The sequence below is a fragment of the Leclercia sp. CFBP8987 genome (assembly GCF_034044995.2).
Taxonomy (GTDB): domain Bacteria; phylum Pseudomonadota; class Gammaproteobacteria; order Enterobacterales; family Enterobacteriaceae; genus Enterobacter; species Enterobacter tamurae.
The window spans coordinates 841,390-856,598 of sequence record NZ_CM188255.1; the positions used below are offsets into that span (position 1 = coordinate 841,390).

At 58.8% G+C, this 15,209-nt stretch carries 14 protein-coding genes; 8 read left to right on the forward strand and 6 right to left on the reverse strand.

The window, feature by feature from the left end:
- The first annotated feature begins 11 nt into the window (after window positions 1-11).
- Genes fhuC through fhuB form a run of 3 tightly spaced genes read left to right on the forward strand, consistent with a single transcriptional unit; the run spans window position 12 to window position 3,678 of the window.
- The gene (gene fhuC / locus SOM40_RS03930) at window positions 12-809 is read left to right on the forward strand and encodes a Fe3+-hydroxamate ABC transporter ATP-binding protein FhuC (protein ID WP_106994286.1); all 798 of its coding nucleotides are present in this window, start codon (window positions 12-14) and stop codon (window positions 807-809) included.
- A complete protein-coding gene (fhuD, locus tag SOM40_RS03935) occupies window positions 809-1,699 on the forward strand; it encodes a Fe(3+)-hydroxamate ABC transporter substrate-binding protein FhuD (RefSeq protein ID WP_320529996.1) in 891 nt (296 codons plus the stop codon). Before fhuC ends, fhuD begins: the two co-directional genes overlap by 1 nt.
- The gene (gene fhuB / locus SOM40_RS03940) at window positions 1,696-3,678 is read left to right on the forward strand and encodes a Fe(3+)-hydroxamate ABC transporter permease FhuB (protein ID WP_320529997.1); all 1,983 of its coding nucleotides are present in this window, start codon (window positions 1,696-1,698) and stop codon (window positions 3,676-3,678) included. The genes fhuD and fhuB overlap by 4 nt, the downstream gene beginning before the upstream one ends.
- A 142-nt stretch (window positions 3,679-3,820) precedes the next feature.
- Here fhuB and hemL read toward each other — a convergent pair whose 3' ends face one another.
- A complete protein-coding gene (hemL, locus tag SOM40_RS03945; RefSeq protein WP_312190114.1) occupies window positions 3,821-5,101 on the reverse strand; it encodes a glutamate-1-semialdehyde 2,1-aminomutase in 1,281 nt (426 codons plus the stop codon).
- Window positions 5,102-5,278: 177 nt separating this feature from the next.
- Here hemL and clcA point away from each other — a divergent pair, with 177 nt between their 5' ends.
- Both clcA and erpA read left to right on the forward strand, forming a co-directional pair.
- Window positions 5,279-6,655, forward strand: coding sequence for a H(+)/Cl(-) exchange transporter ClcA (gene clcA / locus SOM40_RS03950; RefSeq protein ID WP_320529998.1), 1,377 nt, complete (start codon window positions 5,279-5,281; stop codon window positions 6,653-6,655).
- Window positions 6,656-6,734: 79 nt separating this feature from the next.
- Entirely contained in the window at window positions 6,735-7,079 is a 345-nt protein-coding gene (erpA, locus tag SOM40_RS03955) for an iron-sulfur cluster insertion protein ErpA (protein WP_032616597.1), read from the forward strand.
- Window positions 7,080-7,129: 50 nt separating this feature from the next.
- Here erpA and SOM40_RS03960 read toward each other — a convergent pair whose 3' ends face one another.
- The 3 genes from SOM40_RS03960 to mtnN are packed head-to-tail and all read right to left on the reverse strand — an operon-like array spanning window position 7,130 to window position 9,262.
- Window positions 7,130-7,753 carry a TRIC cation channel family protein gene (locus tag SOM40_RS03960; protein WP_262660676.1) on the reverse strand — a complete coding sequence of 208 codons (624 nt, stop codon included), beginning with the start codon at window positions 7,751-7,753 and terminating at the stop codon, window positions 7,130-7,132.
- Window positions 7,754-7,755: 2 nt separating this feature from the next.
- Window positions 7,756-8,571 (reverse strand): vitamin B12 ABC transporter substrate-binding protein BtuF, encoded by an 816-nt coding sequence (gene btuF, locus SOM40_RS03965; protein WP_320529999.1) that lies wholly within the window; start codon window positions 8,569-8,571, stop codon window positions 7,756-7,758.
- The gene (gene mtnN / locus SOM40_RS03970) at window positions 8,564-9,262 is read right to left on the reverse strand and encodes a 5'-methylthioadenosine/S-adenosylhomocysteine nucleosidase (protein ID WP_106994294.1); all 699 of its coding nucleotides are present in this window, start codon (window positions 9,260-9,262) and stop codon (window positions 8,564-8,566) included. Before mtnN ends, btuF begins: the two co-directional genes overlap by 8 nt.
- 82 nt (window positions 9,263-9,344) lie before the next feature.
- On the opposite strand from mtnN, the gene dgt reads away from it, so the two are divergent.
- From dgt to cdaR, 3 genes are all read left to right on the forward strand, one after another.
- A complete protein-coding gene (gene dgt, locus SOM40_RS03975) occupies window positions 9,345-10,859 on the forward strand; it encodes a dGTPase (protein ID WP_320530000.1) in 1,515 nt (504 codons plus the stop codon).
- A 130-nt stretch (window positions 10,860-10,989) separates the two neighbouring features.
- The gene (degP, locus tag SOM40_RS03980) at window positions 10,990-12,423 is read left to right on the forward strand and encodes a serine endoprotease DegP (RefSeq protein ID WP_106994296.1); all 1,434 of its coding nucleotides are present in this window, start codon (window positions 10,990-10,992) and stop codon (window positions 12,421-12,423) included.
- A 159-nt stretch (window positions 12,424-12,582) separates the two neighbouring features.
- Window positions 12,583-13,740 (forward strand): DNA-binding transcriptional regulator CdaR, encoded by a 1,158-nt coding sequence (cdaR, locus tag SOM40_RS03985; RefSeq protein ID WP_039030313.1) that lies wholly within the window; start codon window positions 12,583-12,585, stop codon window positions 13,738-13,740.
- A gap of 141 nt (window positions 13,741-13,881) precedes the next feature.
- Here the strand turns inward: cdaR and SOM40_RS03990 are convergent, their stop codons facing one another.
- Window positions 13,882-14,271, reverse strand: coding sequence for a DUF3461 family protein (locus SOM40_RS03990; protein WP_032616607.1), 390 nt, complete (start codon window positions 14,269-14,271; stop codon window positions 13,882-13,884).
- A gap of 111 nt (window positions 14,272-14,382) precedes the next feature.
- Window positions 14,383-15,207 carry a 2,3,4,5-tetrahydropyridine-2,6-dicarboxylate N-succinyltransferase gene (gene dapD / locus SOM40_RS03995; RefSeq protein WP_106994297.1) on the reverse strand — a complete coding sequence of 275 codons (825 nt, stop codon included), beginning with the start codon at window positions 15,205-15,207 and terminating at the stop codon, window positions 14,383-14,385.
- Window positions 15,208-15,209: the final 2 nt, after the last annotated feature.

Sequence of the window (15,209 nt, forward strand, 5' to 3'; positions counted from 1 at the left end):
AGTTGGCTAACATGCAGGAAAACAACCCGCAGTCCGATACCACTTTTGCACTCGATGGCATCTCCTTTCGCGTTCCCGGACGCACGCTGCTGCATCCGCTTTCGCTGACCTTTCCCGCAGGCCAGGTGACAGGCCTGATCGGCCATAACGGCTCCGGCAAATCCACCTTACTGAAAATGCTTGGCCGCCATCAGCCGCCTTCCGACGGCGATATTCTGCTCGACGGACAGCCGCTGGAGAGCTGGAACAGCAAGGCCTTTGCACGCAAGGTGGCCTATCTGCCGCAGCAGCTGCCGCAGGCGGAAGGCATGACCGTCCGCGAGCTGGTGGCGATTGGCCGTTATCCCTGGCATGGTGCCTTGGGTCGCTTCGGCGTAGCCGACCGCGAGAAAGTGGAGGAGGCGATTGCGCTGGTGGGGTTAAAACCGCTGGCCCACCGTCTGGTGGATAGCCTGTCCGGCGGCGAGCGCCAGCGGGCGTGGATCGCCATGCTGGTGGCGCAGGACAGCCGGTGTTTACTGCTGGATGAACCCACTTCGGCGCTGGATATCGCCCATCAGGTGGACGTGCTGGCGCTGGTGCATCGCTTAAGCCAGCAGCGCGGGCTGACGGTGATTGCGGTGCTGCACGACATCAATATGGCAGCGCGTTACTGCGACTATCTGGTGGCGCTGCGCGGTGGCGAGATGATCGCCCAGGGCACACCAGCCGAGCTGATGCGCAGTGAAACGCTGGAAAACATTTACGGAATTCCAATGGGTATTCTGCCGCATCCTGCCGGAGCGGCACCGGTGAGCTTTGTCTATTGATGCCTGAGTTAACACATATTAGCCGTCGTCGACTGTTGACGGCGATGGCCCTCTCGCCGCTGCTGTGGAAAATGGGCACGGCGCATGCCGCGACTGTCGATCCTCATCGCATTGTCGCCCTCGAATGGCTGCCCGTTGAATTGCTGCTGGCCCTCGGCGTCACGCCCTACGGCGTGGCCGATATTCCTAATTACACCCTGTGGGTGAATGAGCCTCGTCTGCCGGAATCGGTGATCGACATTGGCCTGCGTACCGAGCCCAACCTCGAGCTGCTCACCCAGATGAAACCGTCGTACCTGGTCTGGTCGGCCGGATATGGACCGTCGGAAGAGAAGCTGGCGCGGATTGCGCCGGGGCGCGGGTTCGCCTTTAGCGACGGTAGAAAGCCGCTGACTAATGCCCGCAAATCCTTAACCGAGATGGCGCAGCTGCTGAACATGGAGGCGGCTGCCCGTTCGCATCTGGATCATTTCGACAGCGTGATCGACAGCTACAAACCGCGTTTTGCCGGCCGGGGCGATCGCCCGCTGCTGATGGTCACCCTGCTTGATGCCCGCCATATGCTGGTGTTTGGCAATAACTGTCTGTTCCAGGAAGTGCTGGATCGCTTCGGAATTAAAAACGCCTGGGAAGGGGAGATGACCTTCTGGGGCAGCACCGCCGTCGGCATCGACCGTCTGGCCATGTTCCGCGATGTGGACGTGCTCTGCTTCGATCACGGCAACGAGCGCGAGATGCAGACCTTGATGGCGACGCCGCTGTGGCAGGCAATGCCCTTTGTCCGCCAGCAGCGTGTGAAGCGCGTCCCGGCGGTGTGGTTCTACGGCGCGACCCTGTCGGCCATGCACTTTGCCCGTGTGCTGGATAGCGCGCTGGGAGGCCAGGCATGAGATCGCGAATCGCCTTTTTCCCGGCGCTGTTAATGACGCTGCTGGTGGTGGTGGCGCTGGGCTTAACCTGGTCGAATCTCAATCTGGCCCTGCCGCGCGCCCAGTGGGGCACCGCCCTGGTAGCCCCGGATATCGACAATATTCAACAGATGCTGTTCCACTACAGCCTGCTCCCGCGGCTGGCGATCTCGCTACTGGTGGGTGCCGGGCTTGGGCTGGTGGGCGTGCTGTTCCAGCAGGTACTGCGTAACCCGCTTGCGGAGCCGACCACCCTGGGGGTGGCCACCGGTGCCCAACTGGGGATGACCATTATCACCCTGTGGGCGCTGCCGGGGGCGCTGGCACCGCAGTTTGCCGCGCTGGTGGGCGCCTGCGTCGTCGGGGCGATTGTCTTTGGTGTGGCCTGGGGCAAACGCCTCTCGCCGGTAACGCTGATCCTCGCCGGGCTGGTGGTGAGCCTTTACTGTGGGGCGGTGAACCAGTTGCTGGTGATATTCCATCACGACCAGCTGCAGAGCATGTTCCTCTGGAGCACCGGGACGCTGACGCAAACCGACTGGAGCATCGTTCAGCGCCTGTGGCCGCAGCTGCTCGGCGGCGTGCTGCTGACCCTGCTGCTGCTGCGTCCCCTGACCCTGATGGGGCTGGACGATGGCGTGGCGCGCAACCTTGGCCTGGCACTGTCGCTGGCCCGTCTGGCGGCGCTGACCCTGGCGATTGTCATCAGCGCCTTGCTGGTGAATGCGGTCGGCATCATCGGCTTTATCGGCCTGTTCGCGCCGTTGCTGGCAAAAATGCTCGGCGCGCGGCGCTTGCTCTCCCGCCTGATCCTTGCCCCGCTGATTGGGGCGCTGATCCTCTGGCTCTCCGATCAGGTGATCCTCTGGCTGACCCGGGTGTGGATGGAAGTCTCCACCGGGTCGGTGACGGCGCTGATTGGCGCGCCGCTGCTGCTGTGGCTGCTGCCGCGTCTGCGCAGCATGAGCGCCCCGGCGATGAACGCCGGCGATAACGTGCAGGCTGAGCGTCACCACGTGCTGTGGTTTGCCCTGGCGGGCGGCGCGGTGCTGATGCTGGCGGTGATTGCGGCGCTGGCGTTTGGCCGGGATGCCGGGGGCTGGCACTGGGCGAGCGGGGCGATGCTCGATGAGCTGCTGCCGTGGCGCGCGCCGCGTATCTTTGCCGCGCTGATTGCCGGGGTGATGCTGGCGGTCGCGGGCTGCATTATCCAGCGTCTGACCGGCAACCCGATGGCGAGCCCGGAAGTGCTGGGGATCAGCTCCGGTGCGGCCTTCGGCGTGGTAGTGATGCTCTTCTTTGTGCCGGGTAATGCCTTCGGCTGGCTGATGCCGGCGGGCAGTATCGGTGCGGCGGTGACCCTGCTGATCATCATGATTGCCGCCGGACGGGGCGGCTTCTCGCCGCACCGGATGCTGCTGGCGGGGATGGCCCTGAGCACTGCGTTCACCATGCTGCTGATGATGCTACAGGCCAGCGGCGATCCGCGCATGGCGCAGATCCTGACCTGGATTGCAGGCTCAACCTATAACGCCACTACCGAACAGGTGGTGAGTACCGGTATCGCGATGATCGTGCTGCTGGCGCTGGTGCCGCTGTGCCGTCGATGGCTGACGGTGCTGCCGCTGGGGGGCGACACGGCCCGGTCGGTGGGGATGGCGCTGAGTGCTTCGCGCATCGGTCTGCTGCTGCTGGCGGCGTCGCTGACGGCCACAGCTACCCTGACCATTGGTCCACTGAGCTTTATCGGGCTGATGGCGCCGCATATCGCGCGAATGATGGGCTTCCGCCGGACGATGCCGCACATTGTGATGTCGGCGTTAACGGGGGGGATCCTGCTGGTGTTCGCCGACTGGTGTGGCCGGATGGTGCTGTTCCCGTATCAGATCCCGGCGGGGCTGCTTTCCACCTTCATCGGTGCGCCGTACTTTATCTATCTTCTGCGGAAACAGAGCCGATAGAAAAGCCGGGTGCGGCTGCGCCTTACCCGGCCTACGAGGTCAATGCAAAACGGCAACCAACGATTGCCGTTTTTTATGTGTGCTCCCTCTCCCTGTGGGAGAGGGCCGGGGTGAGGGCATCAGGCCGCACCCCGGCAAATTATCAGAGCTTCGCAAACACCCGACGCGCTGCGTCGATGGTGTTATTGATATCCTCTTCGCTGTGCGCGACCGACATAAAGCCTGCCTCAAACGCTGACGGTGCCAGATAGACACCTTCCTCCAGCATCAGATGGAAGAAACGCTTGAAGCGCTCAACGTCGCACTTCACCACATCCTGATAGCAGGTCACGGTTTTCGCGTCGGTGAAGAAAAGGCCAAACATGCCGCCAACGTGGTTCACCACCAGCGGGATACCCGCCTCTTCAGCCGCCTCCAACAGGCCGTTTGCCAGCTGAGTGGTGCGCTCGGTGAGGGTGGCGTGAATGCCCGGCTGCGCCACTTCGTTCAGGCAGGCGAAACCGGCCGCCATGGCAATCGGGTTACCGGAGAGCGTACCCGCCTGATAGACCGGGCCAGTTGGTGCCAGTGCGTCCATTACCTCTCTGCGGCCACCGAAGGCGCCTACCGGCATCCCGCCGCCGATGATTTTGCCCAGGCAGGTCAGGTCCGGCACCACGTCGTAATAGGCCTGCGCACCCGCGAGGGCCACGCGGAAACCGGTCATCACTTCGTCGATAATCAGCAGCGCGCCGAACTCGTCGCACAGCGCACGCAGGCCCTGCAGGAAGCCCGGCTGCGGTGGAATGCAGTTCATGTTGCCCGCTACCGGTTCAACAATAATGCAGGCGATCGCCTGCGGATTCAGTTCAAACGCCGCGCGCACTGAATCCAGATCGTTATAGGTGCAGGTCAGGGTGTGCTTGGCGAAATCCGCCGGCACGCCCGGGGAGTTCGGCTGGCCGAGGGTCAGCGCGCCGGAACCGGCTTTCACCAGCAGGCAGTCCGCGTGGCCGTGGTAGCAGCCTTCGAACTTGATAATTTTATCGCGGCCGGTAAAACCACGGGCCAGACGGATGGCACTCATGGTCGCTTCGGTACCGGAGTTCACCATGCGCACCATATCCATGGTCGGCACCAGTTCGGTCACCAGCGCCGCCATTTTCACTTCCATCTCGGTCGGCGCACCGAAACTTAATCCGCGCTGCGCCGCTTCGATCACCGCGTTGCGGATCGCCGGGTGGTTATGACCCAGCACCATCGGGCCCCATGAGCCGACATAATCGATATAGGCTTTGCCATCCACATCGTACAGATAGGCGCCATCGGCACGTTCGATAAACAGCGGTGTACCGCCCACGCCGGTAAAGGCACGGACCGGGGAGTTCACACCGCCGGGGATAAGCTCGCGGGCTGCACTGTAGAGGTTTTCAGACTTGCTCATGGCGTCGTTCCTGGCTCGTATAAAATGATTAAGCCCACTATTCTAAGTGATTCGTGGAAGGTTATGAAATCTTTACCCAGGTAATCCATTAACAATTGTTAAGCAATTTTCCGGAGACGGCCGGGCGGTCTCTGGTAAAATCCCTGCGGCTATTTGTATGACGAAAGATAACGGGCAATGAAAGCAGATTCTCCCTCATTTGAAGAACAACAGTTTGCGCGGGCGCGATACCGTATCAGCATCCGGCGGCTGCTCAACCGCGACAAGACACCGCTGGCGATTTTGCTGGGCGCGGCCGTTGTCGGCACGCTGGCCGGGCTGGTAGGCGTCGCGTTCGAAAAGGCCGTCAATGGCGTGCTTAACTGGCGTATTGGCACCGTGGCGGGTCATGCCGATCGTGACGTGCTGGTCTGGATCCTGGCGTTTGGTTTATCTGCCCTGTTCGCGATGGTCGGTTATTTTCTGGTGCGTAAATTCGCGCCGGAAGCGGGCGGCTCGGGGATCCCCGAGATAGAAGGGGCGCTCGAGGAGCTGCGTCCGGTGCGCTGGTGGCGCGTACTGCCCGTTAAGTTTATCGGCGGGATGGGGACGCTTGGCGCAGGGATGGTGCTCGGGCGAGAAGGGCCGACCGTGCAGCTGGGCGGTAACGTTGGCCGTATGGTCAGCGATCTGTTCAGGATGCGCAGCGCGGAAGCACGCCATACGTTGCTGGCCACCGGTGCCGCCGCGGGGCTCTCTGCCGCCTTTAATGCCCCGCTGGCGGGGATCCTGTTTATCATCGAAGAGATGCGCGCTCAGTTTCGCTATAACCTGATCTCGATTAAAGCGGTCTTCACCGGCGTGATTATGTCGAGCATTGTCTTTCGGCTTTTCAATGGTGAAGGGGCGGTGATTGAGGTCGGTAAGTTGACCAACGCGCCAGTCAATACGCTGTGGCTGTATCTGATCCTCGGCATGATTTTTGGCATCGTAGGTCCGCTGTTTAATGCCCTTATTATTCGCGCTCAGGATATGTTCCAGCGCATCCACGGCGGCAATACCACCAAATGGGTGCTGGTGGGCGGCCTGCTGGGGGGCGTGTGCGGCGTACTCGGCTTTATCGAACCTAACGCGGCGGGCGGGGGCTTTGGCCTGATCCCGATTGCGGCGGCGGGTAATTTCAGTATCGGCCTGCTGCTGTTTATGTTTATCTCCCGGGTTATTACCACCGTACTCTGCTTCTCCTCCGGCGCGCCTGGGGGCATTTTTGCCCCGATGCTGGCGTTGGGCACGTTGCTGGGTACGGCTTTTGGCATGGCCGCTGCCGCAGGTTTCCCGGCATATCATCTTGAGGCCGGCACCTTCGCCATCGCCGGAATGGGGGCGCTGCTGGCGGCGTCGTTGCGCGCGCCGCTGACCGGTATCGTGCTGGTGCTGGAGATGACCGACAATTACCAGCTCATTTTGCCAATGATCATTACCTGCCTGGGGGCCACACTATTAGCCCAGTTCCTTGGCGGGAAACCGCTATACTCCACCATTCTTGCCCGTACCCTGGCGAAGCAGAATACTTGAATGAATTACCAGGGTATTAGATAATGACAACAAGAATTGGGTGATTTTTACCCACTAGCAGTATTCATGGGAGCATAAGATGAGTGATGACGTAGCGCTGCCGTTGCAGTTTACCGAAGCAGCAGCCAAAAAAGTAAAAGACCTGATTGCCGATGAAGACAACCCGGAACTGAAATTGCGTGTTTACATTACGGGCGGCGGCTGCAGCGGCTTCCAGTATGGTTTCACCTTTGACGATCAGGTTAACGACGGCGACATGACCATTGAGAAGCAGGGCGTCGCGCTGGTCGTTGACCCGATGAGCCTGCAGTATCTGGTGGGTGGCGCGGTGGACTACACCGAAGGTCTGGAAGGTTCCCGCTTTGTGGTGACCAACCCGAACGCAACCAGCACCTGCGGGTGTGGCTCGTCGTTCAGCATCTAATAGTTATGCCCGGTGGCGCTTCGCTTACCGGGCCTACAAAACCCTTCCCTTTACCTGCCGTTTTCATCCAGCGCAAAGGTTGGCAGCTTCAGGTGCCAGCGGATTGCCGCCAGCCGGATCCCCAGCGTCACCACCATCCCCAGCATCGCCGCCTGTTCCAGCGGAACGTGAAAGGTATACCAGGCCGTGGCGTGGACGATCCCACCCAGAATACAGGCCGTGGCGTAGATTTCCGTTCTCAGGATCATCGGCACTTCGCGGGCCAGAATATCGCGTATAATCCCACCACCCACACCAGTGACCACCCCCATACAGATCGCCACCAGCGGGCCGGTGCCAGCCATAAAGGCTTTATTCACACCAATGCCGACAAACACCGCGAGGCCCACCGCATCCAGTACCGGCAGCAGCCATTTCGGCATGCGGCGCGGCTGGCGGACCAGAATAATGGTTAACAGGCAGGTGACCATGGCCACCACCAGATCGGTGGGATCTTTGACCCAGAATACCGGGCCATGATCGAGCGCCATGTCGCGGATCGTCCCCCCGCCTACGGCGGTGACTACGCCTAACACCAGCACGCCAAACGGGTCCATGCGTAATTTACCGGCCAGCAGAACGCCGGAGATCGCAAAAACGGCTGTGCCAAGAATATCCAGCCAATAAACGAGCATCGTCATCCTCGGGAAAATGAGTGGCCCTGCGACAGCGCAGAGCAGAGTTGTTTTGCGGCGAGGATAATACGCGGGCTTGCGCGCTCAAACCAGTCGCTGTTCAGCGCAATCACGGGTATTTTTAGCTGGCTTTGCCAGTACTGTTCTATTTTAGGAATATCGCCCGCAGAACCGGCCACCACAATCGCCTGCGGCTGGCGCGCCAGCACCTGCTCGCGGCTTACCTGGGGCCAGGGAACACGGCTGGCAGCGAAGATATTTTCCCCGCCACACAGCTCAAGCACCTGATGTTGCAGGGAACCCTGGCTGGTGGTGAACAGCGGCTGTTGGCCGAACTGGAGAAATACCCGTTTTTTCGGCAGGGTGCCGTAGGTGGTTTTTAAGGCGGCATAATCGGTCAGCATCTGCTGTGCAGCCTGCCGGGCCTTGTCTGGTGTTGGGCTCCAGGGAGCGAGATCGCGAAGGGCCTGGGCGACCTGTTCAATGCGGGTGGCATCGATCCACTGCACTTTAATCCCCAGCGAGGCCAGCTGGTTCACCTGACGTTCTGCGTTGCCACCGCGCCAGGCCAGTACCAGATCGGGCTTCAGGGCGACGATACGTTCGACGTTCATGCCTTGCCAGGTGGCGACCTGCTCAATCTTCGCCGCTTCGGGGGGATAGTCGGAAAAACTGCTGACCCCGACGGGGGTGATCCCGGCGGCAAAGGCCAGTTCGGTATTGGCAGGGGAGAGGGTGATAACACGCGGCGCGGCCAGAAGCCACGCCGGTGTCAGCAGAAACAGCGCCAGAAGCGCCCTGAGGAGCGGCTTAGCCACGCGCCAGTTTCTGCACCAGGGTCTCAACCATCAGGCTGGACTGTTTGGCAGCGACCACGAGAAACTCGTCGAAGCTCAGGTGAGACTGCTGATCTGCCACGTCAGAGATGGCGCGAACCACCACGAAGGGGACGTTGAAGTTATGGCAGACGTGGGCAACGGCAGTAGCTTCCATCTCAACGGCAATCGCCTGCGGGAAGTTATGGCGGATTTTCGCCAGGTTCACGGAGCCATTGATAAAGGCATCGCCGCTGACAATCAGGCCGCGTACCGCGTTGAGGTTCAGTTCCGCGATGCAGCTTTCTGCGGCGGCAACCAGTTTGTCATCGGCTTTGAAACCGGCCGGGCAGCCCGGGAGCTGGCCGTACTCGTAACCGAAGGCGGTCACATCGGCGTCGTGATAGCGCGCTTCGTCAGACACCACGATATCGCCCACTTTCAGGGTTGGCGCCAGGCCGCCCGCAGAGCCGGTGTTGATAATCACGTCTGGCTTGCAGTGTTCCAGCAGCAGGGTTGCGCCCAGCGCGGCGGAAACTTTACCGATACCCGATTTCAGCAGAGCAACTTCTGTCCCGTTCAGCGTGCCGGTGTAAATCTCGCAGCCACCCAGAGAGAGGGTCTGACGGTTCTCAATTTTGTCACGCAGCAGCGTAACTTCTTGTTCCATTGCTCCAATAATACCGATTTTCATAGATTTACTCGCGATGTGCCTTGTTAAGATGCATAGTCTATCATGCGCTTCAGGGGAAACGCATTCTCACGCGGGGGAGCACATGGCACCAATCGATTTTCGTACCAAAATTAACTGGCGTCGCCGGTATCGCTCTCCGCAGGGGAACAAGAGCGAACATGAGATCCTGCGGATCTTCGAAAGCGACCGCGGACGCATCGTTAATTCACCGGCGATCCGCCGCCTGCAGCAGAAAACGCAGGTCTTTCCCCTCGAACGTAACGCCGCCGTCCGTACCCGCCTGACCCACTCGCTGGAGGTGCAGCAGGTGGGCCGCTATATCGCCAAAGAGATCTTAAGCCGCCTCAAGGAGCAGCGCCTGCTTGAGACCTACGGGCTGGATGAACTGACCGGGCCGTTCGAAAGCATCGTCGAGATGGCGTGCCTGATGCACGATATCGGTAATCCCCCCTTCGGTCATTTTGGCGAAGCGGCTATCAATGACTGGTTCCGCCAGCGCCTGTTCCCCTCTGATGCCGCCAGCCAGCCGCTCAGCGACGACCGCTGCGTGGTCCAGGCTCTACGGCTGCGTGAAGGCGAAGAGACGCTGAACGGGCTGCGACGCAAGGTGCGTCAGGATCTGTGTCATTTTGAGGGCAATGCGCAGGGCATCCGCCTGGTGCACTCCCTGATGCGCATGAACCTCACCTGGGCGCAGGTGGGATGCATACTGAAATATACCCGTCCCGCCTGGTGGCAGGGTGACCCGCCCGCGACGCACAATTATTTAATGAAAAAACCGGGGTACTATTTCTCGGAAGAGGCGTATATCGAGCGGCTCCGTCAGGAACTGTCCCTCCCGCCGTATGGCCGTTTTCCATTGACCTGGATTATGGAAGCAGCAGACGATATTTCCTATTGCGTGGCCGATCTGGAAGATGCGGTAGAGAAAAGAATATTCAGCGTCGAGGGGCTTTATCAGCATCTTTATGAGGCCTGGGGCAACCACGAGAAAGGGTCTTTATTTTCTCAGGTGGTTGAAAACGCCTGGGAGAAATCACGCTCCAATTCCCTCAGTCGCAGCACTGAAGATCAGTTCTTTATGTATTTACGCGTCAATACATTAAATAAGCTGGTGCCCTACGCGGCTGAGCGTTTTATCGACAATATCGAACAGATTTACAGCGGTGAATTCAACCATGCCCTGCTGGAGGACGACAGCAGCTTTAGCCAACTGCTTGAACTCTATAAGAATGTCGCTATGCGCCATGTGTTCAGCCATCCCGAGGTCGAGCAGCTGGAATTACAGGGCTACCGGGTGATAACCGGCCTGCTGGAAATCTATCGTCCGCTGCTGCAATTATCGGTGGAGGAATTTAGCGAGCTGGCCGAAAAGGAACGCGTTCGCCGTTTACCGATTGAATCCCGGCTATTTCATAAACTTTCGCCGCGCCATCGGCTGGCGTATGTCGAGTCGGTCAGTAAATTTGATCGGCAGCAGCCAGACTGGCCGGTGCTGGAGTTTTATTATCGCTGCCGCCTGATTCAGGACTATATCAGCGGAATGACAGACTTATATGCCTGGGATGAATACCGTAAGTTGATGGCGGTGGAATAAGGCTGAGTTTTGTAAAGACGGCCAATAAATTTTTACTTTTTCCAGAAACTTAATGCCGGAACTTAGCGCGACGAAACGAATCTGATATACACAGCAATTGTGCGTGACCTGTAAATCGAGATTAAGAAACATGAAAAAAACCACATTAGCAATGAGTGCACTGGCTCTGAGTTTAGGTTTAGCGTTATCCCCTCTGTCTGCCAGCGCAGCAGAGACCGTCTCTTCCGCAGCCACGGCGCAACAGATGCCAAGCCTGGCACCGATGCTGGAAAAAGTGATGCCGTCGGTAGTGAGCATCAATGTCGAAGGCAGCACTACCGTCAACACGCCGCGTATGCCGCGTAACTTCCAGCAGTTCTTTGGTGATAACTCGCCGTTCTGCCAGGAGGGGTCGCCATTCCAGAGCTCACCGTTCTGTCAGGGCGGGGCAGGTGATGGCAGCGGCGGCGGTCAGCAGCAGAAATTTATGGCGCTGGGTTCCGGCGTGATCATTGATGCCGCCAAAGGCTATGTCGTCACCAACAACCACGTGGTGGACAATGCCAGCAGTATCAAGGTCCAGCTGAGCGACGGGCGCAAGCTTGACGCCAAAATGGTCGGGAAAGATCCGCGCTCTGATATCGCCCTGATTCAGATTCAGGATCCTAAAAACCTGACCGCGATTAAGCTGGCTGACTCTGACGCGCTGCGCGTCGGGGATTACACCGTGGCGATCGGTAACCCGTTTGGTCTGGGTGAGACGGTCACCTCCGGTATTGTTTCTGCCCTCGGCCGTAGCGGTCTGAACGCAGAAAACTACGAAAACTTTATCCAGACCGATGCGGCGATTAACCGCGGTAACTCCGGTGGCGCGCTGGTCAACCTGAATGGGGAGCTGATCGGGATTAACACCGCGATCCTCGCCCCGGACGGCGGCAATATCGGGATTGGCTTTGCGATCCCAAGCAACATGGTGAAAAACCTGACCGCGCAGATGGTGGAGTTTGGCCAGGTGAAACGCGGCGAGCTGGGTATCCTCGGCACCGAGCTGAACTCCGAGCTGGCGAAAGCCATGAAAGTTGACGCCCAGCGCGGCGCTTTTGTCAGCCAGGTGATGCCAAACTCCTCTGCGGCGAAAGCGGGGATCAAGGCCGGGGACGTGATCACCACCCTGAACGGCAAACCGGTAAGCAGCTTCGCGGCACTGCGTGCGGAAGTGGGCTCCATGCCGGTGGGTAGCAAAGTGTCCCTGGGTCTGCTGCGTGAAGGTAAACCGGTAACGGTGACCCTGGAACTGCAGCAGAGCAGCCAGAATCCGGCGGGTGGTGCTACCGCGGTCTTCAGCGGTATCGAAGGCGCGGATATGAGCAATAAAGGCCAGGATAAAGGCGTGTCGGTGGATAACGTCAAAGCCAACAGCCCGGCTGCCCGTATCGGCCTGAAGAAGGGGGATGTGATTATCGGCGCCAACCAGCAGCCGATTAAGAACGTCGAAGAGCTGCGCAAAATTCTCGACAGCAAACCGTCGGTGCTGGCGTTGAATATCCAGCGTGGCGACACCTCTCTCTATCTGCTGATGCAGTAATCTGTTCAGCCCCTGTTTCTGCCTGGAAACAGGGGCTTTTTCATCCCTTTCTGTGAACCCTTCCACAAGTCCATACTTCTCCCCATCAGTTTGTGCATTCGCACAATGCAGGCCTAATTAATCTTCCTTATGCTTGAGCTCTGCTCAGAGGAGGGCGACATGGCTGGCTGGCATCTTGATACCAAAATGGCGCAGGATATCGTGGCGCGAACAATGCGCATCATCGACACCAATATCAACGTGATGGATGCACGTGGCCGAATTATTGGCAGCGGCGATCGTGAGCGTATTGGGGAATTGCACGAAGGTGCGCTGCTGGTGCTCTCTCAGGGGCGCGTGGTGGATATTGATGACGCGGTGGCGCGACATCTGCATGGCGTGCGCCAGGGAATCAACCTGCCGCTGCGTCTGGAGGGCGAGATCGTCGGGGTTATCGGCCTGACCGGTGAGCCGGAATCCTTGCGCAAATATGGCGAGCTGGTCTGTATGACGGCAGAAATGATGCTGGAGCAATCCCGCCTGATGCACCTCCTGGCGCAGGACAGCCGCCTGCGTGAAGAGCTAGTCATGAACCTGATCCAGGCGGAAGAGCATACCCCGGCGTTGACCGAGTGGGCGCAACGTCTGGGCATCGACCTTAACCAGCCCCGCGTGGTGGCGGTGATCGAGGTCGACAGCGGTCAGCTGGGGGTCGACAGCGCGATGGTGGAGTTGCAGCAGCTGCAGAACGCGCTGGCAACGCCGGAGCGCAATAACCTGGTGGCGATCGTCTCGCTGACCGAGATGGTGGTACTCAAACCGGCGTTAAACCAGTTTGGTCGCTGGGATGCGGAAGATCATCGGCGACGGGTGGAGCAGCTGATCGCGCGGATGAAAGAGAACGGACAGCTGCGTTTTCGGGTGGCATTAGGTAACTACTTCACCGGCCCGGGCAGCATAGCCCGCTCCTGGCGTACGGCTCGCACCACCATGATGGTCGGCAAGCAGCGTATGCCGGAAAACCGCAGCTATTTTTATCAGGATCTGATGCTGCCAGTGCTGCTCGACAGCCTGCGCGGCGGCTGGCAGGCCAACGAACTGGCCCGCCCGCTGGTACGTCTGAAAGCGATGGATAACAACGGCCTGCTGCGGCGCACGCTGCAGGCGTGGTTCCGTCATAACGTGCAGCCGCTGGCGACCTCAAAGGCGCTGTTTATTCACCGTAATACGCTGGAATACCGCCTGAACCGTATTTCGGAGTTAACGGGGCTGGATCTGGGGAATTTTGACGACCGGCTGTTGTTGTATGTGGCGTTGCAACTGGATGAGCAGCGGTGATGTTGTTTGCCGGGTGGCGGCTGCGCCTTATCCGGCCTACGAGGTAAATGCAAAACGGCAACCTTTGGTTGCCGTTTTTAGTGTTTGCACCCTCTCCCGGTGGAAGAGGGCTGGGGTGAGGGCATCAGGCCGCACCGGGCATTACTTGTTACGGGTCAACTTCTCAAGATCCGCTTCGATTTCCGTGATCTTGTGGGCAACGACGCTTTCCAGATGACGCAGGTCATCCAGGATCTTCCGCTTCAGATCCACTTCAGTGCGATCGCGCTGGCAAATCTGATCCAGCTCATCAATCACATAGCGCAGATTTGGGCTGATCTCCTGCACCTCTTTGTAACCCTGACCGATGCCATCGGCAACGACAGTCTTACGCTGACGTGGGTATTTGAACTTCACGCTCTTGGCGAAGAACTCGCCTTTATCCTTGTGGAAATAGATTTTCAGGATATCGTTGTTGGCTTCCTGACGGAGGCTGTAACGGTCAATTTCATCAGGATTAGTAATGCCCAGACTTTTCAGATTATCGTACATAGCGGTACCCTTGATCTCAACATAACCCATGAATAATTCACGAAAAAATCTATTTTCGCCACCCTGAGATATAAAAAAAGCGGGGTTGCCCCCGCTTTTTGTTATACCCGATTAATCGATGGTGCGCAGCAGTTCGTTGATGCCAACTTTGCCGCGGGTTTTCGCATCGACTTTTTTGACGATCACCGCACAGTAGAGGCTGTATTTGCCATCTTTTGATGGCAGGTTGCCGGAAACCACCACGGAACCCGCCGGAACGCGACCGTAATGCACTTCGCCGGTTTCACGATCGTAAATACGGGTGCTCTGACCGATGTAAACGCCCATCGAGATTACCGAGCCTTCTTCCACGATCACGCCTTCAACCACTTCGGAGCGTGCGCCGATGAAGCAGTTGTCTTCGATGATGGTCGGGTTGGCCTGCAGCGGCTCCAGAACACCACCAATACCGACGCCGCCGGAGAGGTGAACGTTTTTACCGATCTGCGCACAGGAGCCCACGGTTGCCCAGGTATCCACCATGGTGCCTTCGTCAACGTAAGCGCCGATGTTCACGTAGGATGGCATCAGCACGGTGTTACGGGCGATATACGCACCCTGACGTACGGCCGCTGGTGGCACTACGCGGAAACCTTCTTTCTGGAAACGCGCTTCGTCGTAGTCAGCGAATTTCATTGGGACTTTATCGAAGTAGCGGCTTTCCGCACCGTCGATAACCTGGTTATCGTTAATACGGAAAGAGAGCAGTACCGCTTTCTTCAGCCACTGATGAGTGACCCACTGACCGTCGATCTTTTCGGCTACACGCAGTGCGCCGGAATCAAGCAGAGAAATCACCTGATTGACCGCCTCACGGGTCACGGTATCCACATTTGCCGGAGTAATGTCGGCGCGACGCTCAAAAGCGGACTCAATAACGTTCTGTAACTGCTGCATAG